This is a genomic window from Paenibacillus silvae (genome assembly GCF_014639235.1).
GTDB classification, from domain to species: domain Bacteria; phylum Bacillota; class Bacilli; order Paenibacillales; family Paenibacillaceae; genus Paenibacillus; species Paenibacillus silvae.
Map to the genome: position 1 here is coordinate 122,279 of NZ_BMFU01000011.1, position 25,505 is coordinate 147,783.

At 49.4% G+C, this 25,505-nt stretch carries 21 protein-coding genes, 1 rRNA gene and 1 riboswitch; of the genes, 2 read left to right on the forward strand and 20 right to left on the reverse strand.

What is annotated here, in order from left to right; genetic code table 11:
- Positions 1-357 precede the first annotated feature (357 nt).
- From purD to IEW26_RS25080, 17 genes are all read right to left on the reverse strand, one after another.
- Complete coding sequence (gene purD / locus IEW26_RS25000; protein WP_111273225.1) at positions 358-1,623, reverse strand: phosphoribosylamine--glycine ligase; 1,266 nt, start codon at positions 1,621-1,623, stop codon at positions 358-360.
- A gap of 165 nt (positions 1,624-1,788) precedes the next feature.
- Positions 1,789-3,336, reverse strand: coding sequence for a bifunctional phosphoribosylaminoimidazolecarboxamide formyltransferase/IMP cyclohydrolase (purH, locus tag IEW26_RS25005; protein WP_188594343.1), 1,548 nt, complete (start codon positions 3,334-3,336; stop codon positions 1,789-1,791).
- Positions 3,337-3,674: 338 nt separating this feature from the next.
- Entirely contained in the window at positions 3,675-4,292 is a 618-nt protein-coding gene (gene purN, locus IEW26_RS25010; RefSeq protein WP_188594344.1) for a phosphoribosylglycinamide formyltransferase, read from the reverse strand.
- Complete coding sequence (purM, locus tag IEW26_RS25015) at positions 4,292-5,332, reverse strand: phosphoribosylformylglycinamidine cyclo-ligase (RefSeq protein WP_188594345.1); 1,041 nt, start codon at positions 5,330-5,332, stop codon at positions 4,292-4,294. Before purM ends, purN begins: the two co-directional genes overlap by 1 nt.
- 209 nt (positions 5,333-5,541) lie before the next feature.
- Positions 5,542-5,985 (reverse strand): immunity 26/phosphotriesterase HocA family protein, encoded by a 444-nt coding sequence (locus IEW26_RS25020; RefSeq protein WP_188594346.1) that lies wholly within the window; start codon positions 5,983-5,985, stop codon positions 5,542-5,544.
- 11 nt (positions 5,986-5,996) lie between these two features.
- Complete coding sequence (purF, locus tag IEW26_RS25025) at positions 5,997-7,475, reverse strand: amidophosphoribosyltransferase (protein ID WP_111273230.1); 1,479 nt, start codon at positions 7,473-7,475, stop codon at positions 5,997-5,999.
- Complete coding sequence (gene purL / locus IEW26_RS25030; RefSeq protein ID WP_184186114.1) at positions 7,460-9,703, reverse strand: phosphoribosylformylglycinamidine synthase subunit PurL; 2,244 nt, start codon at positions 9,701-9,703, stop codon at positions 7,460-7,462. Before purL ends, purF begins: the two co-directional genes overlap by 16 nt.
- Positions 9,681-10,370 (reverse strand): phosphoribosylformylglycinamidine synthase subunit PurQ, encoded by a 690-nt coding sequence (gene purQ, locus IEW26_RS25035; protein ID WP_111273232.1) that lies wholly within the window; start codon positions 10,368-10,370, stop codon positions 9,681-9,683. Before purQ ends, purL begins: the two co-directional genes overlap by 23 nt.
- 4 nt (positions 10,371-10,374) lie before the next feature.
- Positions 10,375-10,620, reverse strand: coding sequence for a phosphoribosylformylglycinamidine synthase subunit PurS (gene purS, locus IEW26_RS25040; RefSeq protein WP_110897836.1), 246 nt, complete (start codon positions 10,618-10,620; stop codon positions 10,375-10,377).
- Positions 10,621-11,230: 610 nt separating this feature from the next.
- Positions 11,231-12,103: a phosphoribosylaminoimidazolesuccinocarboxamide synthase gene (locus tag IEW26_RS25045; RefSeq protein WP_111273769.1), complete on the reverse strand. Its 873-nt coding sequence runs from the start codon at positions 12,101-12,103 to the stop codon at positions 11,231-11,233.
- 333 nt (positions 12,104-12,436) lie between these two features.
- A complete protein-coding gene (gene purB, locus IEW26_RS25050) occupies positions 12,437-13,735 on the reverse strand; it encodes an adenylosuccinate lyase (protein ID WP_111273770.1) in 1,299 nt (432 codons plus the stop codon).
- The gene (gene purK / locus IEW26_RS25055) at positions 13,732-14,937 is read right to left on the reverse strand and encodes a 5-(carboxyamino)imidazole ribonucleotide synthase (RefSeq protein ID WP_373288566.1); all 1,206 of its coding nucleotides are present in this window, start codon (positions 14,935-14,937) and stop codon (positions 13,732-13,734) included. The genes purB and purK overlap by 4 nt, the downstream gene beginning before the upstream one ends.
- Complete coding sequence (purE, locus tag IEW26_RS25060; RefSeq protein WP_110897944.1) at positions 14,934-15,419, reverse strand: 5-(carboxyamino)imidazole ribonucleotide mutase; 486 nt, start codon at positions 15,417-15,419, stop codon at positions 14,934-14,936. The genes purK and purE overlap by 4 nt, the downstream gene beginning before the upstream one ends.
- A gap of 155 nt (positions 15,420-15,574) precedes the next feature.
- Positions 15,575-15,676: riboswitch (purine riboswitch) on the reverse strand.
- Between the two features lie 292 nt (positions 15,677-15,968).
- On the reverse strand, positions 15,969-16,403 hold the full coding sequence (locus IEW26_RS25065; RefSeq protein ID WP_188594347.1) for a universal stress protein: 435 nt from the start codon (positions 16,401-16,403) through the stop codon (positions 15,969-15,971).
- A 237-nt stretch (positions 16,404-16,640) separates the two neighbouring features.
- On the reverse strand, positions 16,641-16,904 hold the full coding sequence (locus IEW26_RS25070; RefSeq protein ID WP_111273772.1) for a DUF1294 domain-containing protein: 264 nt from the start codon (positions 16,902-16,904) through the stop codon (positions 16,641-16,643).
- Positions 16,905-17,096: 192 nt separating this feature from the next.
- On the reverse strand, positions 17,097-17,234 hold the full coding sequence (locus IEW26_RS25075) for a hypothetical protein (RefSeq protein ID WP_167434190.1): 138 nt from the start codon (positions 17,232-17,234) through the stop codon (positions 17,097-17,099).
- A 75-nt stretch (positions 17,235-17,309) separates the two neighbouring features.
- Positions 17,310-18,215 (reverse strand): ROK family protein, encoded by a 906-nt coding sequence (locus tag IEW26_RS25080; protein ID WP_145405562.1) that lies wholly within the window; start codon positions 18,213-18,215, stop codon positions 17,310-17,312.
- Positions 18,216-18,347: 132 nt separating this feature from the next.
- On the opposite strand from IEW26_RS25080, the gene IEW26_RS25085 reads away from it, so the two are divergent.
- A complete protein-coding gene (locus IEW26_RS25085) occupies positions 18,348-19,151 on the forward strand; it encodes a helix-turn-helix domain-containing protein (RefSeq protein WP_188594348.1) in 804 nt (267 codons plus the stop codon).
- 12 nt (positions 19,152-19,163) lie between these two features.
- Here the strand turns inward: IEW26_RS25085 and IEW26_RS25090 are convergent, their stop codons facing one another.
- A complete protein-coding gene (locus IEW26_RS25090) occupies positions 19,164-21,293 on the reverse strand; it encodes a DNA topoisomerase III (RefSeq protein ID WP_188594349.1) in 2,130 nt (709 codons plus the stop codon).
- A gap of 531 nt (positions 21,294-21,824) precedes the next feature.
- Between IEW26_RS25090 and IEW26_RS25095 the strand changes: the two genes are divergently transcribed.
- Complete coding sequence (locus IEW26_RS25095; RefSeq protein WP_188594350.1) at positions 21,825-23,762, forward strand: amidase family protein; 1,938 nt, start codon at positions 21,825-21,827, stop codon at positions 23,760-23,762.
- Positions 23,763-23,991: 229 nt separating this feature from the next.
- Here IEW26_RS25095 and IEW26_RS25100 read toward each other — a convergent pair whose 3' ends face one another.
- Both IEW26_RS25100 and rrf read right to left on the reverse strand, forming a co-directional pair.
- Positions 23,992-24,990 carry a ketoacyl-ACP synthase III gene (locus tag IEW26_RS25100; RefSeq protein ID WP_188594351.1) on the reverse strand — a complete coding sequence of 333 codons (999 nt, stop codon included), beginning with the start codon at positions 24,988-24,990 and terminating at the stop codon, positions 23,992-23,994.
- Between the two features lie 204 nt (positions 24,991-25,194).
- A 5S ribosomal RNA gene (rrf, locus tag IEW26_RS25105) occupies positions 25,195-25,311 on the reverse strand.
- Positions 25,312-25,505: the final 194 nt, after the last annotated feature.

The window sequence follows — 25,505 nt, forward strand, 5'->3', positions numbered from 1 at the left end:
CAACTCCACCTAGATTCTCCATTTGGACAATTTACAATATCGCCTACCCAATAGATATCCACCTCCCAACGTATCGATTCCTGTTTCCGAAAAGTATATCATGGTTTGATCCAAACCATCCAGTTGCACGTTATGGTTTGGCACAAGCTTACAGTCTATTGTTCACAGAATAGTCTATATGTATGTTAAGCTCTGGCCGCTCAAACTCGATATAAAGTATTACGCAGCAAACAGCCCGCAGGATGCAAATACCTTTCGGTACCCCATCGTACGGGCTGTTTCAATTAGGTTTGGAACGCTATTATGCTCACACTCCCACGGATTACACCGCTTGAATGCTGCGTATTCATATGCCGCTTAGACTAAAGCCTTGGCTGCAATGTCGCTGCGCTGATGTTTGCCCTCGAATTGAATACGCTCTGCCTGGGCATATGCTTTGGCTCTTGCATCCGCAATATCTGTGCCTAGGCCAACAACACCCAGGATTCGCCCACCATTCGTTACCCATTCTCCGGCTTCGTTACGAGCGGTTCCTGCATGGAATACGACGCCCTCATGCACCTCATCCAGTCCGTTGATAACGACACCTTTCGCGTATGGACCCGGATATCCGCCGGAAGCGAGCACGACACATACTGCAGCCTCGTCACTCCACTCAATCTCAATATCAGCTAATTTCCCGTGCACCGTTGCCCAGAAAATGTCCAGCAAATCACTTTTCAGACGTGGCAAGACCACTTGCGTCTCTGGATCTCCAAAACGTGCGTTGAACTCAATCGTTTTGGGCTTGCCATCCGGGGAGATCATCAGACCCGCGAACAATACACCACGGAATGGCCGACCTTCGGATACCATCGCTTTCGCTGTTGGCTTGATAATCGTCTCCACCGCTTCTTCAATAATGGAAGCAGGAATATGGGGCAGCGGGGAGTACGTTCCCATTCCACCCGTATTGGGACCCTGATCATGATCGAAGACAGGCTTGTGATCTTGTGCTGCCGCCATCGGACGTACGGTCTCGCCATCCACAAAAGCCAGAATCGACATCTCCTGTCCCGCGAGGAATTCTTCAATAATGACCTTTGCTCCAGCCTCGCCAAATACCTTATCAACCATAATGCTGCGCAGCGCCTGATTCGCTTCTTCGCGAGAATAGGCAACGGTAACTCCTTTACCAGCAGCCAGTCCATCCGCTTTAATGACCACCGGAATGGCCTGCTCATCCAGATAGGCTTGAGCCTGCTCGTAGTTATCGAACTTCTCATAGGCAGCAGTAGGAATATGATACTTGTGCAGCAGGTCCTTCATAAACGTTTTGCTGCCTTCGATCTCTGCCGCATTACGGCGCGGTCCGAAGACCGGAATGCCTGTCGAGTCAAACGCATCTACAATCCCGTCCGCCAGCGGATCATCCGGTCCGATCACGACAAGGTCTACCTTCAGCTCCACAGCAAGTGCCTTGAGCTTGTCGAATTCATGTACAGCAATTGGATGACATTCCGCCAGCTGCGCAATCCCTGCATTCCCCGGTGCACAGTGAATCTTGCCTGCCTTGGGACTCTTCGCCAGCGCCCAGATGATCGCATGCTCGCGGCCACCGCCGCCAACAACCAAAATATCCATTCGTCTGTTCCCCTCCACGCTTCAATAGTATTGGTATGTTCACACATATCAGATCGTATCTCTTCCTGAAAAAAGGAGTGTCCCATACGTCATGAGCATGACAGGTGACACCCCCTTGTAACACCTGTCACTTATAATGACAGATTATAGCTTATACCTTCGTGCCTAGTGTTTGAAATGACGTACGCCTGTAAATACCATAGCAATGCCGTATTCATTGGCAACTTTGATGGACTCTTCATCTTTAATCGAGCCGCCTGGCTGAATAACCGCTGTGATACCGGCTTTCGCTGCGAGCTCCAACGTGTCACCCATCGGGAAGAATGCGTCGGAAGCAAGAACTGCACCTTTTGCCAGCTCGCCAGCTTGCTCAATTGCAATTTTGGCAGCACCGACACGGTTCATTTGTCCTGCGCCAACACCTACGGTCATGTCGTTCGCAGCAAGTACAATGGCGTTGGACTTCACATGTTTAACGACTTTCCAGCCAAACAACAGCTGTTTCAGTTCCTCTTCGGAAGGCGCACGGTCCGTCACCACGTTAAGCTCGCTCGCTTCAATGGAGTGTACGTCCGATTGCTGCACGATCATACCGCCGTCAATCGATGTCACCACGAATTGGCTTTCGCGGTTGCGAGCTGCACTCAGCTCACCTGTTTTGAGCAAACGAATGTTTTTCTTTTTCGTCAGGATATCCAATGCTTCTTGGGTAAAATCAGGCGCGAGTACGATTTCCAGGAAAATCTCGCTCAGCTTGTTCGCCGTATCGCTGTCGATGATGCGGTTTGCTGCCACAATTCCACCAAAAATCGATGTTGGGTCAGCAGCATAAGCTTTGCCGTACGCCTCATAGATACTCTCACCGATTCCCACACCGCAAGGGTTCATATGTTTCACAGCAACCACAGCAGGCTCTTCAAATTCCTTGACGATCTGCAATGCTGCGTTAGCATCGTTGATGTTATTGTAGGACAGCTCTTTGCCGTGCAGCTGCTCGGCTGCTGTCAATGTATCCTGTGCAGCCAGCGGTTTGCGGTAGAATGCTGCCTGTTGGTGTGGATTTTCGCCATAGCGCAAATCCTGGAGCTTTTCATAAGTAACCGTCAAGCGCTCTGGCAGCGGGTCGCCATTAACGTTGGAAAGGTAGTCGGAGATGAGTGCATCGTAAGCCGCCGTATGACGGAACACTTTTGCCGCAAGCCGTTTGCGAGTTTCAAGGGTGGTATCTCCACCGCTGCGAACTTCCTCCAGCACTTGGCTGTAGTCTGCAGCATCAACAACAACGCTGACAAAAGCATGATTTTTCGCCGCAGAACGAAGCATGGTTGGGCCGCCGATATCAATGTTCTCGATGGCATCTTCATAGGCTACATCCGGTTTCGCGATCGTTTCCTGGAAAGGATACAGGTTAACAACAACCAGATCGATATAACCTAGACCAAGCTCCTGCATTTGGCGTGTATGCTCTTCGTTATCACGAACAGCAAGCAATCCGCTGTGAACTGCCGGATGCAATGTTTTGACACGCCCGTCCATAATTTCCGGGAATCCGGTCACATCCGAAATTCCGATGACAGGAACGCCTTCCTTCGACAACAGGCTGCTTGTACCTCCTGTCGAAATAATCTCCACACCCATTTGCGACAGCTCGCGGCAAAAGTCCACGATGCCTGTTTTATCCGATACGCTGACCAGCGCTCTTTTGATACTCACAATATGCTCCTCCTTTAATGTCCCATAAGCTTCGCGTTTCCTGACGAAACACAGCCGATTTATTTCCCGAGAAATATCACAAAATGCGTACCAACATTCGACTTCTGTTATATAAGTTGATAAAGGATTTCCACACTGAGCCACTACGAGAACAGAATAATCTTTTGATCGCTGTTATTCCTGGATTTTTTCGAACGATTTTTTTAATGGTAAAAATCAAGTAATAAGCCTATGCTTCCGATGCAGCTTTCTTTCAGAAAGCTTTCAGGCGAACGCTTTGCTTCTCCAGCTTATTTCTGTTCTCTCCGTTAGAGTGTGAAAAAAAATCTCAACTTATATTAAACCGGTTTGTTAATGGTAACGTGGCGTCCGTTCAACTGGACCAGACCTTGCGCAAACCAGGATACCACTTCAGGGTACAGCTGCTGCTCGGCTGCATGAATGGCTTTGCTGATTTTTTCAGCTGTATCTCCAGGCTGCACTGGAACCGGGTGCTGGGCAATAATCGGCCCCGTATCCATTCCCCCGTCAACAAAATGTACGGTCACACCGGTCACTTTCACACCATACTCCAGTGCTTGTCCAATGGCATCCTTGCCTGTAAATGCTGGCAGCAGGGATGGATGAATATTGATAAGTCGGCCTGCGTAACGTTCCACCATTACTGAAGTCAGCAGTCTCATATACCCCGCAAGCACAACCAGATCAATCTGTTTAGACTCAAGCACTTCAATAATCTCTGCCTCGTATGCTTCACGCGAAGCATACGCCTTAGGTGTAAACAAATGGCAGTCTACACCTGCATCCTGTGCTCGCTGCACAACCTGTGCAGCAGGCTTGTCACAGACCAGCAGCTCCACCGAAGCGTTCAAAGCACCATTGCGTGCTGCATCGACCAGAGACTGAAAGTTACTTCCTGTCCCTGAGGCGAATACAGCAATGCGGTAGTTTGTCATTAAACATCCGCTCCCGTGAAGGTTACTCGCGCATCTCCTTCAGTTACACAGCCGATGATGTACGCTTCTTCACCCGATGCTTTCAATTGCTCCAATGCTTTCGCTGCATCTGCTTCGTTCACAACCAACACAAGCCCGATGCCCATGTTAAAGGTAGTGAACATATCACGGTTGGAAACATCACCTTTTTGCTGTAACAGATTAAAAATCGGCAGAATAGGCCATGAGCCATAATCAATATCCACATTCACGCTGCTTGGCAGCATACGCGGGATATTTTCAATAAATCCACCGCCTGTAATGTGAGCCATGCCTTTTACTTTCACGTTTTCCAGCAGGGACAACAGTGGTTTTACGTAAATTTTTGTTGGCTCCAGCAGCGCATCTCCCAGCTTACCGCCCAGCTCTGCCAATTCCGAGTGCAGATCCAAACCAGCTTCTTCGAGCAGCAATCTGCGAACCAGGGAGAAGCCGTTACTGTGTACACCACTGGAAGCGAGACCGATGACTGTGTCTCCAGGTGCAATGGTTGTGCCGTTGATGATCTTTGCTTTGTCCACAATACCAACCGTGAAACCCGCAATATCATACTCGCCTTCACTGTACATACCCGGCATCTCAGCCGTTTCGCCACCGATCAGCGCACAGCCGGACTGATGACAGCCTTCTGCGATACCGGCAACGATGGCTTCAATCTTCTCAGGAATGACCTTGTCGCAAGCGAGGTAGTCCAGGAAGAACAACGGCTCAGCGCCTTGTACGACGATATCATTCACACACATGGCTACTGCGTCAATCCCGATCGTGTCGTGACGGTCCATGGCAAAAGCAATTTTCAGCTTCGTGCCAACACCGTCTGTACCGGAAACCAGTACCGGCTCATCATATTTATCTTTGTTCAAGCCGAACAGCGCTCCGAATCCACCCAGATCAGTCATCACTTCCGGACGGAAGGTACGCTTTACGTGTTTCTTCATCCGTTCAACCGCTTCATTGCCTGCCGCGATATCCACGCCGGCCTTTTTATATGCTTCGGACACAACCCTCACACCCTTCGTATCTTGTATAAATCGAGTTTAAAATATTTACACCGTACACTCCGATGACAGAATAACCTTCCAATCGCTGTTATCCCCAGATTTTTTTGATTCCCTTTTTTTAAAGGGAAAATCCGGTGATAAAGGCGAACGCTTCGCTTCTTCAGGTTTTTTCTGTCCTCTTCGTTTTATGTGTAAATGAAAAGTCCAACTCATTTATTGCTACTCATCTCTAACAGATGAATCTGTACCAATTCAAATCCAGCTACGCCCATTGTAATGTACTGGCTGTACTCTTCTGGTGGAATCATTCGAATGTATTCGTCACCGTTGTATACTGCACCAGCACACTGGAATACTTGCAGTTCCTTTTTCTCCGGAGTTAGCGGGATATTACCAACAATGCGCCATGTGCCATCTTTCAGCAGCTTGGGTGAAGTGAAGATCACGCTGCTCTTACGTTTACCATAAGAATAGACAAGGAAATCGCCGTCTTCCAAACTTACAGTTTCGTCACGCTGAATGCTCATCACGCCGAACGAAAAAGCTTTTTTGAAGCGATCTCTCAGTGCACATACAACCTGACAGACAGCAAACCGTCCATCATGCATCGGGATCAGAAAAATATCACCTTCATTATAGCTTTTTCTTGCCATAAGCTAACCTCCTAACAACTACATCCGAATTTCTCTTCGCCATCGAAGTCGAGACGGGTCGGATAATCATTATCAAAGCATGCCAGGCACAACCCACCTTTATAATCGTCCTGATTATCTCCCTGAATCGAAGCAATCAGTCCATCCGGGCTGAGAAACGCCAGTGAGTCCGCATTAATCTCACGGCAAATCTCTTCTACCGACAGAGAGGATGCAATCAGTTCACGGCTATCCGGTGTATCAATACCGTAGAAGCACGGATTTTTGAATGGCGGTGATGTAATGCGCACATGTACTTCAGTTGCCCCTGCATCACGCAGCATATTCACAATCCGGCGGGATGTCGTGCCCCGTACAATGGAGTCATCAATCATGACAACACGTTTGCCTTCCACGACGCGGCGTACTGCGCTGAGTTTCATCTTCACGCCCTGCTCGCGCAACTCCTGGCTTGGCTGGATAAACGTACGTCCCGTGTATTTATTTTTGATCATACCCATCTCATAAGGAATGCCCGTCTGTTCAGCGTATCCAATCGCCGCCGAGATGCTGGAATCTGGTACCCCCGTAACCAAGTCCGCATCCACGAACGACTCAATCGCCATCCGGCTTCCCATCCGTTTACGTGCAGCATGCTGGTTGGCTCCATTCATATCACTGTCCGGGCGAGCAAAATAAATATATTCCATTGCACACAGTGCCTTACGGTGTTTGTGATCGTCAAAACGATCCTCATGCAAGCCGTCTGCATCCAGCACAAGCAATTCACCAGGCTGAATATCACGAATCAGCTCTGCGCCGATGGTTTCAAGCGCACAGGTCTCAGACGCAAACAGGTACGCATCCCCAAGCTTACCCATCGTCAGCGGACGAAGTCCATGTGGATCAGAAGCAACCAGCAGCTTGTCATTCGTCATAATCAGGAAAGCATATCCGCCCACAATACGCTGAAATGCATCTTTTGCCGCCTCCACAAGTCCTTTTGGAGAACGTGCAATCAAGTGAGCAATAACTTCAGTATCACTTGTCGTTTGGAAAATAGAACCGCTCTGCTCCAGCTCACGCCGGATCGTTGGTGCATTCACGATGTTTCCGTTCGTTGCAACGGCCAAGTCGCCATCGCGATATTTGAAAACCAGCGGCTGTGCATTCGTCAGCTTGCTGTCTCCACTCGTGGAATAGCGCACATGTCCTATGCTGATATCGCCTGTCAGTGTCTGCATCAGGTCTTTGGTGAACACTTCTTTCACCAGTCCCATGCCGCGATGATAGTTAAACTGTGTACCATCGCTTACACACATGCCTGCGCTCTCTTCTCCGCGATGCTGGAGTGCATGCAAACCATAGTAAGAAAGGGAAGCGGCATCAGGGTGACGATACACCCCGAATACGCCGCATTCTTCCTTTAATTTGTCGAGTCCTTCCTTGCCGGACCCTTCGTTATAATAATCGCCTGTCCACAACGGTTCCGTCATCAGTTCATGAGACATGGAATCGCATCCTCCCAGACCTTCGCCAAACCTCCTACAGGTTCGTTCACGGCTGATGTTCCGTTCAATTCAATCGTCAGGTTACTTCCTTCGACACGTCCAATAACAGCTACAGGCACACCGCGCTCACGTACAAAAGCTTCCAGCTTGCCTGCTTGCTCCGGCGAAGCCGACAGCAAAATACGGGATTGACTCTCACTGAACAACGCGTGATCTGCACGCAGTGCAGTCTCAACATTCACTTGCGCACCCACGTTACCGCTGATGCAGGACTCTGCCAATGCAACCGCCAAGCCGCCTTCGGACAAGTCATGCGCGGAGCGAACAAGTCCGGATTGGATGGCTTCCAGCACGGTGCTGAGCAATGCCTTCTCCGTGTTCAGGTCAAGCTGTGGCGGACGTCCTTCCGTCACGCCGTGCACGGCGTATTGCAGCTCGCTGCCGCCGAGTTCTGCTTTGGTTTCACCGAGGAGAATGATCACATCACCTTCGGATTTGAAAGCCTGTGTCGTGATATGATCCGTATCATGAACGAGACCTACCATACCGACAACTGGCGTTGGATAGATGGAGCCTTTGGCGTTTTCATTGTACAAACTTACGTTACCACCGATGACCGGCGTATCCAGCACACGGCAAGCTTCTGCCATACCGTCTACCGCCTTTTCCATCTGCCAGAAAATATCCGGCTTCTCCGGGTTACCGAAGTTCAGGTTGTCCGTAATGGCGAGCGGCTCCGCACCGGAACATACGATATTGCGCGCGGCTTCACTCACGGCAATTCGTCCACCCACCTCAGGATCAAGGTACACATAACGGCCGTTACAGTCTGTCGTCATCGCAAGACCTTTGCGCGTGCCACGAATCGTCACCACTGCTGCATCCGAACCTGGACGCACGGCTGTGCTTGTACGCACCATGTAATCATATTGATCGTAAACCCATTTTTTGCTCGCCACAGTCGGGGAAGCCAGCACTTGCTTCAAGGCACCACCGAGATCCGACACCTCGTCATAACGAAGCGTGTCGATGGAAGCACTCGCTTCATAATAAGCAGGTACAGAAGATGGCTTGTCATATACCGGGCACTCGTCCACCAATGCTGTAACAGGCATATCGCCAACAACCTCACCGTGGTGGATCAGCTTCAGACGACCATCATCTGTAACTTTACCAACTTTGGCACAGATGACACCCCAGCGTTCAAAGATTTCCAGCGCCTGTGCTTCATCCTTCGGCTCCACGACAAACAGCATCCGCTCCTGAGACTCGGAAAGCATCATCTCGTACGGTGTCATGCCTTCTTCACGCTGCGGCACCTGATCCAGATACAGCTCCAGACCGTTACCTGCTTTACTTGCCATCTCCGCACTGGAGCATGTCAGACCTGCTGCACCCATGTCCTGAATACCGAGCACGATGCCGGTGTCGATCAATTCCAGACAGGATTCCATTACGAGTTTCTCCATGAACGGATCACCGACCTGAACCGCTGTACGCTGGGACTCGGATTCCTCTGTCAGCTCAACGGATGCAAACGTTGCACCGTGAATACCGTCACGACCTGTTGGCGGCCCCACATAATACACCGGATTACCTACACCCTTGGCTACACCACGCTGGATTTTATCATGATCGATCAGACCGACACACATCGCGTTAACGAGCGGGTTACCCTCATAGCTCTCATCAAACATCACTTCACCTGCAACGGTTGGAATCCCGATACAGTTACCGTATCCCGCAATACCCGCTACAACGTGCTCGAATAGATATTTTACGCGCTCGCTCTCCAGCTTACCGAAACGAAGAGAGTTCAACAGCGCTACCGGTCTTGCACCCATGGAAAAAATATCACGGATAATGCCGCCCACACCTGTTGCCGCACCTTGATAAGGTTCTACCGCGGAAGGGTGGTTATGGCTTTCAATTTTGAAAACAACGGCCTGGTTGTCACCGATATCCACGATTCCGGCACCTTCACCTGGCCCCATCAGGACACGCGGGCCGCTTGTCGGGAAACGACGCAAAAGCGGCTTGGAGTTTTTGTATGCGCAGTGCTCGGACCACATGACGCTGAATACACCAATTTCCGTGTAGTTTGGCTTGCGGCCCATGAACTCACAGATCAGCTCATACTCGCTGTCAGACACGCCCATCTGTGCGTAAAGTTTATGTTCTGCGACCTGTTCTGCTGTTGGCTCCTTAGCGGATAGCTGCTGCGTCATGCCGATCCCTCCATGCTTTCAAAATTGATGTAAACATCCGTTTGCCGTCTTCCGAGCCAAACAGTGAATCCACTGCACGCTCTGGATGCGGCATCATGCCCACTACATTGCCTGCTTCGTTACAAATTCCCGCGATATCCCCCAGGGAACCGTTCGGGTTGCTGCCATATGTGAAAACAATCTGATTGTTTGCTTGCAGACTTGCCAGTGTTGCTTCATCACAGTAATAGTTTCCTTCACCGTGAGCAATTGGAATGATAATCTCTTCGCCAGGTGCATAGTCACGTGTGAATGGTGTATCTGCGTTAGCCACTTTGAGCACCGTATCATGACAACGGAATTTCAGGGACGTGTTGCGAATCAACGCTCCCGGAAGCAGACCGGCTTCCGTAAGAATCTGGAATCCGTTGCAAATGCCCAGCACATATTTGCCTTGCTCTGCAGCCTTAGCCACTTCGTTCATTACCGGTGCGAAACGGGAAATTGCTCCGCAGCGCAGGTAGTCTCCATACGAGAAGCCACCCGGAACCAGAATGCAATCATACGCCGACAGATCGGTAGCCGTATGCCATACATAATCAACCTCTTGTCCAATCGCATCCTCCACCGCTTTGTAACAGTCGATGTCGCAGTTGGAGCCAGGGAACACAAGAACTGCAAATTTCATGAGATTAAGCCTCCAATTCGTAGCGGTAATCTTCAACAACGGTGTTAGCGAGCAGTTTCTCACACATCACTTTCAATCGTTTCTCTGCTTCCACACGATCCGTTGTATCCAGGTTCAGTTCCATGACTTTACCGATTCGTACACTTTCCACTTCGTTGAATCCCATGGAATGCAGGGCACCTTGAACGGCTACGCCTTGCGGGTCGAGTACGCTTTGCTTGATAGTGACATATACGGTTGCTTTGATCATGATTCGAAGTTCCTCCTCAGTAATGAACGGGATAAATGCTTTATGCTGTTAAAAAAGTAACGGGTAGCCTTGGAACGGTCGCTTCGGTGTGGATGCTTCCTCCGGCCGCTGGTTGTTCCCAGGTTTTTCTTGATTCGTTTTGGCCCGCGCTGCGGTCAAAACCCGGGAACAAAGGCGGACGCTTCGCTCCTTCGTGAACCATTCCACCCCTGCGCTTAATCCTGCGGCGATATTTTTTAAAGGCCTAAACCCTTTACGTTGCTCGGCGGGTAGTCAAAGCAGTTGCCTTGGGACAGTCGCTTCGGTGGACAACGGTAAAAACCAGCCATCCCACGCATAGACATGTCTTGAATTCCTTGAGTAACCATGATTTGAATCTCTATCTTGCAGTATTTCCAGGCTTCATACTTGCAGAAGCCTGCGCCTTAATTGCCTCATTCACCAGTTTGAACACTGGCGGAGGGAAAGATTTGAGCTGGAGAAACGAAGTGCTCGCCTTTGCAACCGGAATGTGTCCTTTTGAAAAAAGGATACGAATCCAAACATTCCGGGGGCAACAGCGATCGAAAGCCAAACTTTCCCGTAGCCTACGCTCAAACGTTACTTTTTATTATTTCGTTAAACGATTATAAATATCGACATAACGAGCAGTTGTAGCTTCTACAACCTCTTGCGGGAGCGGGTCTGGCTTGCTGTTCTTGTCCCAATCCGTGCCCGCCAGATAGGTACGAACAGGTTCTTTATCCATGCTGTCGATCTCGATGTCGAGAGCGTAGTTTTCTTTTGCCCAGAAGCGGGAGGCATCCGGGGTGAAGATTTCATCAATCAGGATGACCTTGCCATCCACGATGCCAAACTCGAATTTGCAGTCTGCCAAAATGATGCCGCGTTGATCGCAGTAATCTCGTGCGAACTCATAGAGACGCAGGCTCTTTTCCTGAAGCTCAATCGCAAGTGCATCGCCAACCAGCTCTTTCATGCGCTCCATCGGAATGTCTTCGTCATGACCAACATCATTTTTGGCTGCTGGTGTGAAGATCGGCACTTCGAGCTTGGCGTTTTTGCGCAGGCCTTCCGGCAGTTTGATGCCATTGACCTCTCCGGTTGCCTCATACTGTCTCCAGCCGCCTCCAGTGATGTATCCGCGCACCACACATTCGATATCAATGCGCTCGGCTTTGCGTGTAACCATGATGCGATTCTGGAGCAGCTCCGGTTCAGTGATCAGGTCTCCCAGCTGCTTCACATCGGTATGCACCACGTGGTTGTCCATCATGCTGCCTGTCAATTCAAACCAGAAGCTGCTCAGCTGATTCAATACATTGCCCTTCTCAGGAACCGCCGGGTCGAGCACATAATCGAATGCCGAGATACGGTCTGTTACTACGATAAGATAATGCTCACCGAGATCATACAACTCGCGTACTTTTCCTTTGTATAACAGGGGTGCTTTAACAAGATCTGCCGCCGTGGACAGTGCCATGGGGTCACCTTCTTTCAGGAGATGTAAAGTATACGTCCAATTCCCCTCATCACGCGGGGTCACTCCGAATGCAGAAGAACCTTCCGATCGCTGTTATCCCCAAATTTTTCTGATCCCATTGTGAATGGGGAAAATTCGGTGATAAAGGCTCAGCATATGCTTACGATGCAGCTTTCTTTCAGAAAGATTGTAGCTTTGCTTCTCCAGGTTTTTTCTGCCTTCTCCGTTCCAGCGTGAACACATAATCAACCTATACTTTTAGGGGAGTATTTTTATCCTCTGCGTTCTCTACTAGCCCATCATTTCTGCTCTCTAGCCTAATAGGGACATATATTAGTCGTTCAAGCCGAGTTTTTTGAATATGGTATCCACATGCTTCAGGTGCCAGGATGGGTTAAATGCATCTGCAATTTCCTCTTCGCTCAGCACAGCTGTAATTTCCGGTGTGGACTTCACGATGTCCTGGAATTGACGTTGTTCTTCCCATGCTTGCATCGCACGTGGCTGCACGGTATCATACGCTTGCTCACGGCTGAAGCCTTTGTCGATGAGCTTGGTCATTACACGACCAGAGAATGGCACGCCGAAGGTGCGCTCCATGTTGCGTTTCATATTTTCAGGGAAGACGGTCAGGTTTTTCACAATGTTGCCGAAGCGGTTCAGCATGTAGTTCAACAGCATCGTTGCATCCGGCAGGATCACACGCTCTACGGAAGAGTGGGAGATATCACGCTCATGCCACAATGTTACGTTCTCGTATGCAGATACCATGTGTCCGCGGATGACGCGGGACAGACCGGAGATGTTCTCACTGCCGATCGGATTGCGCTTGTGCGGCATTGCGGAAGAACCTTTTTGACCTTTTGCAAAAGCCTCTTCCACTTCACGGAATTCACTCTTCTGCAGTGCACGCACTTCAGTAGCAAACTTGTCCAGAGAAGTTGCGATCAGTGCCAGCGTAGCCATGTACTCCGCGTGACGGTCACGCTGCAACGTTTGTGTGGAGATTGGCGCAGGCTTGGTACCCAGCTTCTTGCAGACAAACTCTTCAACAAAAGGATCAATGTTCGCATACGTTCCAACTGCGCCGGAGATTTTGCCGTACTGTACGCCGTCCGCTGCATGACGGAAACGCTCCAGATTACGCTTCATCTCTTCATGCCACAGCGCCATTTTCAAACCAAAAGTCGTTGGTTCTGCATGTACACCATGTGTCCGTCCCATCATAGGCGTGTGCTGGTAAGTCAGTGCTTTCTCGCGTAAAATTTCAATGAAATTAATGATGTCTTTTTCCAAAATTTCATTCGCTTGACGCAGTACATAGCCCAGTGCCGTATCAACCACGTCTGTGGAGGTCAGGCCGTAGTGCACCCATTTGCGCTCAGCACCCAGGCTCTCGGATACGGTACGTGTGAACGCGATCACGTCATGACGCGTCTCCTGTTCAATCTCATAGATCCGGTCGATATCAAAAGAAGCATTCTGACGAAGCAGCGCTGCGTCTTCCTTCGGGATGACTCCAAGCTCGGCCCATGCCTCGCATGCACAGATTTCAACTTCCAGCCACGATTGGAATTTGTTCTCCTCGGTCCAGATGGCTCTCATTTCGGGTCTGCTATAACGTTCAATCATGAATTTGTATGCCTCCATAGATTAGTTTGTTCGATCCATTGCAATCCTTCTCGGGCGTCCTGACAGAGCAGATTTACATGCCCCATCTTACGTCCTGTCTTCGCTTCGCTTTTACCATATATGTGAAGCTTAGGGATGACACCCAGTTCCATCGCCTCTTCATCAGGATGCCCTGTTCTTGCGATGATACCTTCCAGATGTTCACCAAGCACATTGACCATAACTACCGGGCTTAACAGCGTTGTATCCCCGAGCGGCAACCCGCAGATCGCACGAATATGCTGCTCAAACTGTGATGTTGCACAGGCTTCCATCGTGTAGTGTCCCGAATTATGCGGCCTTGGCGCGAGTTCATTCACATACAATCTCCCATCCGCGGCTACAAACAGCTCTACGGCCAGCAAGCCAACAGCTTGCATGGATTCGGCAACGGCTGCCGCAAGCTTCTGTGCTTCAAGCTGAATGTCCGTGGCTACTCGTGCAGGTACGATTGACGCATGTAAAATGTTATTCACATGAATGTTCTCCGCAGGCGGGAAAGTCTTGATCTCTCCATTTGTGCTGCGAGCAACGATAACCGAAATCTCGCATTCAAACTTGATAAACTGCTCCAGCACCAGCTCTGCGCCTGTTGCTGCGAGTTCTTCGTATGCGGCCTCAGCGTCCGCTGCAGCCCGAATCACCCGCTGACCTTTGCCATCGTAACCGCCAGTCACCGTTTTCAGCACGCATGGCACGCCAAGCTCACTCACCGCAGCTGTCATTGTATCCAGACTTGTAATCTCACGATACGGAGCAACGCGTACACCCGCTGCCTCAATCGCACGTTTCTCACGCAGACGATGCTGTGTTGTATATAAAAGAGCACTGCCTTGCGGAACAAAAGATTCACGTTCAAGCAATGCCGCAACCTCGGCGTCTACATTCTCGAACTCATATGTGATGACATCACACTGCTGCGCAAGCTCTCTTGCCGCCTCTACATCATCGTATCCCGCCTGTATCTGCTGTGCAATCTGGCCGCAAGGTGAATCCGGGGTTGGATCAAGGGTAATGAATCGATACCCCATCGCCGTCCCGTCCAGCGCCATCATACGTCCCAGCTGTCCACCGCCGAGAATACCGATGGTGGTCTGTCCGGGCAGCAGCACAGGCTTCCCTTGTCCTGCTCCTCCAGCCTGTTTCATTGCTTCGTTACTCATAGCTCATCACTGCTTTCCAGCACCTCTTGTTTGATCCGTTCTCTGCGAGCTTCGGAGCGGCGCTGCACCTCCGGATCAAATGCACCGATGATTTGCGCTGCGAGCAGCCCTGCGTTGGTCGCTCCCGCTTTGCCAATCGCCACCGTCGCCACCGGGATACCGCCAGGCATCTGCACAATGGACAACAAGGAATCGAGACCGTTCAATGCTTTGGATTGAACAGGCACTCCGATGACCGGAAGCATTGTTTTGGCGGCAACCATACCAGGAAGATGTGCCGCCCCGCCTGCACCCGCGATAATGACCTTGAAGCCGCGGTCAATCGCCTGCTCTGCATACTCAAACATCAAATCCGGTGTACGATGTGCAGAAACGACCTTTTTTTCATAACCGATCTCCAGCTCGTCCAGCACCTCGCACGCATGTTTCATCGTTTCCCAATCCGACTTGCTGCCCATAATTACAGCGACTTGCACTGACATGAATACATCCCACTCCCATCTGAGCATTTTAAAAAAACGAAAAAGTCCGTTACCCGCGAAAATATCACATTTTCTCCGGACACCGGACTCCAAGAAATACGTATCCCTCATTTGGGCATGCCAAAGGGGCTTGCTGTCCGCATGAATGCACGCGACTCTCAGCCGTATCTCCTCGTAGTCCGGAAATTTACGGTTCCCGGGTAGATACTTCCGGGCCCTATTCCCGGCGTTATACGAGCAAATATCTATTCAATCCTACTTCATGACTCTGTTCCATAATCATACAGCTTTCGTTCCTACTCGACCTTATTTTAACCTGATCGACACATCTAACATTCTAACAATCCCCTACAGCGAATGTCAACTTAAAGACGAACATTTAACATATTGACAAATCTAATGTTCGGGAATTAGAACACCCCAATGCAATAAACTTCCAAATTCAGCTTAAACGGGCTGACTGGCTGCTTCGAAAAAAGAAAAAAGCCGGCTCTTCAATCCATTGAAGGCAACCGGCTTGTTACTTGCGAGAATGAAGTACATTCCGCTTTATTTCACGATTAATACAGGAACCTGAGCGTGCTGTACCACATTGTGGCTGACACTGCCCAGCACGAACTCACGGATTCCGCCCAGACCGCGGGAACCAATCACAATAATGTCCGAGCCGTTCTCTTTGGCATAATCCAGCAGCACCTCCGCAGCAGCGCCTTGAATCAGATCGACATTCGCCGTAACACCGGCAGCCTGAATCCGTTCTTTGGCTTCATCCGTCGTTTGCACAGCCAGATTGTAATAATCGTTGTTGAGTGAAGGAGGGAGTGGTGCAAGGCCTTCTCCGATAAAGACACGCGGGAAATCAAACGCATGAATGACATCCAGTACAGCCCCTGGCGATGCCTTCGCAAGCTCGATTGCACGATTCAGTGCTTTATTGGAAGCTTTTGAGCCATCATACGCTACTAAAATTTTGGAAAATAACATGTTAATCCCGTCCCTTCCTTATATATGTAGAAATCCGAAGCAAGCTTCGGTCTGACATCTAACTCCGTCACAGAGCGGAAACCATGTAACCTCTTAAACCTTCACAGCGGCAAACGAACCAGTTGTTCCGAAACATTTTACATAACAAACCATTACATTTACCCCTGAAATGACTTCCTCAGTTTACTGTACAGCTCCACAGACAGTTCCTAAATTACAGCTCCACAGAGAGTCATATTACTGCAAAAAGTAACCGTACAGCACCGCATTCAGAAATACGAGCAATGGAATGCCAATGGTAAAGCTGACGTGTTTCGTTTTATGCCTTTTCCGATACATCGCAATCCAGACACCCAGCGCACCACCGATAAAAGCGAGCAAAAACAACGTTCGTTCAGGTGTGCGATCCCGCCGCTGCTGAGCACGACGCTTGTCATCCGACATCACCAGATATGCCACAACATTAATAAAAATAAACCATACGATAAGTCCGGTCTGCATATACGTTTATGCGGTCCCCCTGTCCCGGGACATTTCCCTGACTCCATTATAATCCCAAGGCAGGCAGATGATCAACGCGGGCAGAGAGCCGCAATATGGGCACAACTTTTTTCTTGCTCCTCCCGGTTACTTTCTTTGTTTACTTCCCTTCGTACTACCGCTTTACTTTACTCCCCGCTATCCCCGATAAAGCTACGACTCCTGTTTGGGAATACCGTTCAGACTTGGCACCCGTTTGGCTGCTTTCTCGGGACTTACGGCAATACTTTCTTCACGAATGCTGTCCTTGTTCTGCTGATTATTACGTTTCTCCGGCTTGTTATGCGGCATCTGAGGCTCACCTCCTCCGCTTACGTTGCCTGAAAAGAGGAAAACTTATACGAAAGGGGTGCACTGTGTACAACATTAGCCACGAATTAACAATTCACGACTGCTCAGGAAATGATATAACGCACCATATAGGTTCGCATCATTGCCAAATGTACAGGCCGTAATGTGAGGACTCGCCTTATGCAGCGGATTGATCCGCTTCAGTTCCTCAATCGCCCACTGAATTCGCTCCAGCACAACAGGCTGTGCACTGATGCCTCCACCAATGGCAAATACTTCAGGGTCCAAAATGTACTGCAGATTCATAATCTGAACGGCAATCTGCGTGCAGTACGTGTCAAATACATCGCATGCATCAGCATCCTGCTGCTTGATATATTCAAATACCGCCTCACCATCCGCGGGGTTCTCCAGTCCCTTCATCTCTCCGATCCGTTTGACCATCTCCACTGCCGAACTCTCTAGTCCAAAATATGCGGCTTCTTTCGTTACTGGATCAACCCGGCTCATGATGTAACTGATCTCCCCGGCTGACAGATTCTTTCCGCGCTGGAGCTTGCCGTCCACGATAATGCCTCCCCCAATACCGCTGCCCAGCACCATAACCACGGAATCCTTCGCATGTTTAACACTGCCGAGCCATAATTCAGCCATCGCAGCACATTTACCGTCATTTTCAATTGAAACATCTGTATGATATCGATCTGCGAGCAGCTTGGCTAAATTAACCTCATGTAAAAATGGAAAAGAGCCGCCATGATATATTACGCCGGTTTCCACATCAACTGTTCCCGGACAGCTCAGAGCTATACCTTGAATCTGTTCCATATTCTGCTTGTCTACGATGGAATAGAGATCATGCAGCAGTTCCTGAAGACCACTTCGCTGAATGCCTTCTTTCCCCCTGAACAGCAGCTTCCCACTCTCGCTCATGACCCCATATTTAATAAATGTGCCGCCAATATCAATGACCAAATACATTTTTGCTGCCTCCCGCTTCATAAATCGAATAGTATCCTTATAATTGAAATATAAAGCGTTTCCATTTATATTTATGGTACTTATTTGCGAATAATCGTAATAAATCATCTTCATCAGGAGGTTGAAGCTTCGATGTCCACTGTTCATGAAGTGCTGGATCAGAATCAAGCGTTAGAGGACAACCATACAATCATAAGCCGCTGCACGGAAGGCATGTTGGAGCAATCTCTTCTGGAACAGAGAGAGCGGAGCTTGTTTCACAAGTCTTATCTTGCGGAGAAAAAGGTATTTGAACAGGTTCGTCTTGGGAACAAGAAAAAAATGCTGCTCTATCTACAGCAGCACACCGAACTGAGCGGCGTTTATGGCACGTTATCCAAACATGACACTTTACGCAGCAAAAAAAATCTGATTATTGCAGCGATTACCCTGGGAGCTCGGGCTGCCATTGAAGGCGGATTATATTCGGAATCGGCCCTTACGCTTAGTGACACCTACATTCAGCACATCGAAACGCTGTCACGGATTGATTCAATCGAGCCCATCCTGCAAAATATTCTTGGAGACTTCACCGAGCGTGTTGCCAAAGTGCACCGGGCACATTTCTCAAAGGATATCCTGTTATGTCAGGAATATATATTTAATCACCTCTATGATGATCTGAGTCTGTCTGTGTTATCCGGACAACTGCAAATAAGCCCCTCCTATCTTTCCCGTAAATTCAAGGAAGAGACTGGAGAGGCGCTTCGCATTTTTATCCAGAGGCAGCGAATTGAAGAGGCCAAGACACTGATTGTTTTCTCAGACTATCGCCCGAGTGAGATCTGTTCGTTGTTGAATTTTCATGATCAAAGTTATTTCATCAAGATATTCCGCAAGCATACAGGCTTTACACCTAAGGAGTATCGCAACCGTTTTGTTGTTAAACCCTCTTGAAGGTGAGCGCATCTATTTTCCTTGTTTCTCCATAGCCGCCTTCAGCAAGTCTCCCAGATTGGAGCCGATGGATTCCTGCTTGGCATACTGCTTCACGAGTTTTTGCTGCTCACGCTTGTTCACATGCTGCTTATCTTTATCCAGCGTTTCGGTAATGCCGCACGGCAAACACTGCACATATAGTCCCGCTTTGCCTTCCTTGATCTCCATCTTTTTGTGACACTGCGCACAGCGACGGTTCGACAGACGTTTTTCATTGGAGCGGCGGTACCCGCAGTCCTCTGTAGGACATACGAGGAACTTGCCGCGTTTGCCCTTTTTTTCGAGCAGCTTGGCATTGCAGTCCGGGCAGTGGCTGTTGGTTACGTTATGCGGCTTGTATTCCGCTTTACTGCTCTTTACCGTGGATACAAGCTCCTTCGCCATAGAACGAATGCCATCCAGGAACGGGCCGGGTTTACCTTGTCCGCGTGCGATACGCTCCAGCTCGGCTTCCCAGCGGGCCGTCAGCTCCGGTGTGCGCAGCTGCGGTGCAGCAAGCTCGATCAGCTGTTTGCCTTTACCGGTTGGATGCAAGCTGCTGCCTTGACGATCAATCGTGTCCGAGCTGACCAGCTTCTCGATGATATCCGCGCGTGTTGCCGGTGTACCCAGTCCATGCTTTTCCATCTGGGACAGCAAAGCAGCTTCTGTATATCGCTTCGGCGGCATCGTACGTCCACTCTTGATATGGCAGCGCTGAAGCGTAACTGACTGTCCTTGCTGCAAATCCGGCAGAAGTGCACGTTCATGATCACCGGCATCATCTGCACGGTCATCGTCATCATCGGTGTAATCTCCGCCGTATACCTCGCGCCAGCCGCTGTCCTTAACCGTTGTACCCTTCACATGGAAGGAATCCTGCCCTACCTGTACTGTAACAGCAACGGAATCATACTTGGCCGCTGGATAGAACAAGCTGATGAAACGGCGTACGATCAGATCATATAACTTACGCTCCTCAGGGCTTAGCTGATTCAGAAGCACCGTCTGCTCGGTCGGAATAATCGCATGGTGATCCGTTACTTTGCTGTCATCCACAATTCGCTTTGTGATGTTCAGGTTTTTACGCAGCAGCGGACGGGCAAGTGAGGCATAAGGTCCTACAGCGACACTCTCCAGCCGCTCCTTCAATGTTCCAGTCATGTCGGAAGTCAGATATCGGCTGTCTGTACGCGGATAGGTCACAAGCTTGTGCTGCTCATACAGGCGCTGTAATACGTTAGATGTCTGTTTGGCGGAGAAGCCGTGTTTACGGTTCGCGTCCCGCTGCAGTTCGGTCAAGTCATATGCCAGTGGATGCGGCTCAACCTTCTCGCTTTTTTTCACCTGGGCAATCATACCCTTGCGTCCTTCCACCCGCTGCTTCAACTGCTGCATGTCCTGCTTGTCAAAAACTCTGGAGTCCCCGCCAGATGCCCGCCACACGGCCTGAAACTCCCCGAAATCTGCGGTTAACGTCTCGTATTCCTGCGAACGGAAACCGTTAATTTCATTCTCCCGGTCCATAATCATGCCAAGGGTCGGCGTCTGTACACGCCCTGCCGACAATTGTGCATTAAAACGCACCGTGAGCGCACGTGTCACATTAAGGCCGATCATCCAGTCGGCTTCAGCACGACAGCGTGCGGATTCATAGAGGCGATCGAATTGACTGCCTGGCTTCAGTGAGGCAAATCCGTCCTTGATCGCTTTGTCAGTCTGGGATGAAATCCACAGGCGCTTGAACGGTTTTCTCCACTGGGCCATCTGCATAATCCACCTTGCCAGCAGTTCCCCCTCACGTGCCGCATCCGTTGCAATGACAAGCTCGCCTACATCCTGACGTTTCATCAGCTGCTGTACCGCCTTGTATTGGTGATTCGTCTCGCGGAGCACCTTCAGCTTGGTTCGCTCAGGCAAAATCGGCAAATCCTCAAGATTCCATGTGGCATATTTCTTATCATAATCCTCCGGCTCAGCCAGGCCCACCAAATGCCCCAAGGCCCACGTTACGATGTATTTCGGACCTTCCATATAACTTTTATGTTTATCACGCGCGCCCATCACCCGGGCAATCTCCCGTGCTACGGAAGGCTTCTCTGCGAGTACCAATGTCTTCACGTTGTATCTCTTCCTTTCTATCCAAACCTCATAATCTTTTCAAAAATTTAATAATCGCAACTAACTTTAGTCATTTGCAAATAACGTCGATTATCTGAACCTAACTTCAATCATTCGCAACCAACTTGAATAGTCTCCCCAACATCGATCATCTGCGGTTAACGATCTGTCTATTATATCATTTTCAAACGGAAGCGTGTTTCAGCAAGCCATGTCTCTCTTCTACCAGCATTTCAAATGTATGTACCCTTGTTGGTTATTACAATTCCCGACTCACTAAATATGTATGTTATATATATGTAACATATTGCTGTAAACTTCCATTTTCAGACGATATTCAACATTATGCACTTCAACGAAAACAAGAGAAAATGTAAGATAACATAACACATAGTCTATTTGTATGCGTTTTTTTGGATAAATATTAACATTGTAAGATTACCTGACATAAATATAAGATGTGCAAAAGCATATATACAAGAGATTCCTTACACACACATCATCTTAGACACAGGAAGGGAGCGTGGATGCATGACTTATCATGGATCTGTATTGAAAAAAGGCGGGGCCTTATTACTCGCGGGAACAATGGTTGCCGCATCGTGGGGAGGAACTGCTGTACCTTCGGCTTTCGCCGCCGCAGCAACTCCTTCAAGCCAATCCTCAACTGCCGCCGCCCTTGCAGGGAAAGCGCCAGCCAGCGCCGCAACCTTCGTGCAGGCCATGGAAGAAGCCGCTACACTTGCAGGTGTGCCTTTTACCATGGACAAGCTCTCAGGAGCGACAATTGCACGCAAAGATGCTGCACTGGCCTTGCAGCAATGGCTCAAGCTGGACGCAGCTCCGGAATCCTTCAAGGATGTACCGGATCAGTCCGAGTTTGCGAGTGCCGTCGGTGCCCTGAATGCCGCCGGGCTGATGAAAGGCTACACCGATTCTTTGTTCCTGCCGAACGCTGTGCTTACAGCGAGCGACGTCTCCATTTTGAAGGATCGCGTTTATAACTACATAAAACCGTTTGTGTTTGAAGAAGCCACAATTATGGATATGCAAACCGCAATGGCTCAAGGTAAATTGACCTCCAAAGAGCTGGTACAGCATTATCTGGATCGTATCGCCAAATACGATGATCAGGGTGTTAGCCTCAATGCTGTCCTGAATCTGAACCCGGATGCATTGAAAATTGCTGAACAGCTGGATGAAGAACGCGCTGCACAAGGGCCTCGCGGACCACTTCACGGTATTCCGGTTCTGGTGAAGGATAACTTCGATACCAAAGACATGCCAACCACCGCTGGCTGTATTTGTCTCAAGGATTCCGTCCCTGATCATGATGCGGAGCAAGTGAAGAAGCTGAAGGCAGCAGGAGCGATTATTTTGGGTAAAACCAATCTGCACGAGTTTGCTTTTGGTATTACGACCTCCAGTTCACTCGGCGGACAAACGTTGAACCCGTACGCTCTCGACCACTATCCAGGCGGATCTAGCGGTGGAACAGGCGCCGCCATTGCCGCAAACTTTGCGGCTGCGGGAATGGGTACCGATACAGGCGGCTCGATCCGTATCCCGTCCAGCTTTAACAGCCTTGTCGGCATTCGCCCAACGATTGGTCTCTCCAGCCGTGAAGGCATCATCCCGCTGGCACTTACGCAGGACGTTGGCGGACCGATGGCTCGTACCGTAAGTGATGCTGCAATTATGCTGGATGCTACTGTCGGTTATGACAAAAAGGATGTTGCCACCGCTTATGCTGTAGGCAAAATTCCTTCCAGTTACACAGACTTCCTGGATGTGAACGGGTTGAAAGGCGCACGGATCGGTGTAGCTCCCGAACTCATTCCAAGCACCAAAGCGGAAGAAAAAGCTGTTGCTGATGTTATTAACGCTGCTGTCGAGGAGCTTAAATCCCTGGGAGCAACGGCTGTACCGATCTCCATTCCAAACTTTGCCGAAATCAACAAGTATCCAAGTCTCAGTGGCTACGAATTCAAATTCCAGTTAAATGACTATCTGGATTCTCTGGGTGACAAAGCACCCTATCACAGCCTGTCCGAAATTATCGCTTCCGGTCAGTTTGATAAAACCCAGGAGCAAGCCATGAAGGCTCGGGATGCCCGTGATACGCTAGAAACAACAGAATACAAGGATATCGTTCTGAAACGCACTCAAATTACTCGTGATTCCTTGCTGAAAGTGATGGCAGACAATCATCTCGATGCGATCATCTATCCTACATCAACACAAGCTGCGGGCGTGATTGGCAAAGGTCAAACCTCCGGTGCCAACAATCGTCTGAGCCCGTTCTCAGGCTTCCCGGCAATTACGGTTCCTGCCGGATTCACCAGCGATGGCTTGCCGGTAGGCATGGAATTTCTGGGCCGTGCCTTTGACGAAGGCACTTTGATCAAGCTGGCCTACAGCTACGAGCAAGGCACGCACCACCGCCAAGCGCCTAAGTTAACACCTTGAGGAATTAATTTCAAATAGCCGATGATCTGAAATTATTATTTATCTATTCTGCTTGAAGCTTTAATCAAAAAAGTACACCCATCCACAACATTGCGGGCGGGTGTACTTTTCTATTGCAGTGCCGACTGTCAGTACAGACTGCTGTTATTAGCTGCTGCTATTCACTATTTTTGATGCTCGTGAATGACAGATACCAGATACATAACTCGACCAAGTACGTTTGATGATATTATTCAGAGTCCGGCACGCCCCATCGAACAACTAATCCCGAATACGTCAGCCCGCCTCCAAAACCAAACAGCGCAACATTCTGTCCGTGCTGCAGCTTGCCCTCATCTACTGCAAGCTGCAGTGCAAGCGGGATCGAAGCAGCAGATGTATTCCCGCGATACTCCATACTTGTTAACGTACGTTCCAGTGGAATCGGCCCGCGTTCACACACCGCTTCAATCATACGCATATTGGCACTATGCGGAACAAACCAGTCGATCTGTTCAGGTGACATATCGGCTTTGGCAATAAGCTCCGTTAATTGCTCTGGAACCATTCGGACTGCCCACTTGTAAACCTCTCTTCCGTTCTGTACCAGCTTGCCCTCTGCATTCAAAGGCTGACCATTCATTTCTGTTGAAAGTCCACTTTTGTATAAATGCATGCCACTTTCTCCTTGAGTACCGGAAACGACGGACTTAAAATCTCCCTGACCCAAAGCACGTTCCACCAGAAAAGCGCCCGCTCCATCTCCAAATAACACACAGGTTGTGCGATCTGTATAATCTGTAATTTTGGATAGGGTCTCTGCTCCGATGACCAGCACCTTCCGATACATACCACTGGTTACCAAACTGTCTGCCAGCTGCATGCCATATGTGAAGCCTGCACAAGCTGCGTTCAGATCGAGCACTCCCGTATGGGGGATGCCCAGATTAGCCTGCAGACGGGAAGCCGAGCTTGGGAAGGAATACTCAGGTGTACTCGTAGCAAAAAGAATCATATCAACATTGGTGATATTCACCTCATAACGACGCACCATGTCCTTTACAGCTTCCGTAGCCAAATCCGATACAAATTGGTGCTCTGCCGCAATCCGGCGTTCTCTCATGCCTGTTCGTTGCACAATCCATTCGTCACTTGTATCGACCATTTTCTCCAAATCTGCATTACTCAGGATTCGATCCGGTACATACGTCCCCATTGCCGTTATTGCTGCCATAGATTGATGATTCATTACAGAGATCACCTCATTCGTTTTTTCTTATTATAGCACTAAGTCTTAGTACTTGGTACTAATTTTTAAAAAAGAATTGAACATCATTTATGGCAAGGCAGCTTGCAACAAAAAAACAGCCCATTAATTATGAGCTGTTCATGGCAATTTAGACTCGCTTAAAAAATAAAAACCACCACCGAACATCATCGGCAGTGGTTCTTTGCTTGGCGGCGTCCTACTCTCCCAGGACCCTGCGGTCCAAGTACCATCGGCGCTAGAGGGCTTAACGGTCGTGTTCGGGATGGGTACGTGTGGAACCCCTCCGCCATCGCCACCAAACGCGATTGGATTGAAGTTATCTTCTTTCCATATCCATTAGAGAACTGAAAACCATACACACATTCCGTGATGTACCGATTTTCATTTCACCATTCAGAGTGTTGTTCTCTGAAAACTAGATTCGAAACGAAACGCTCGCAAATTAGACTTGCATATTTGGATAAGCCCTCGACCGATTAGTACTGGTCAGCTCC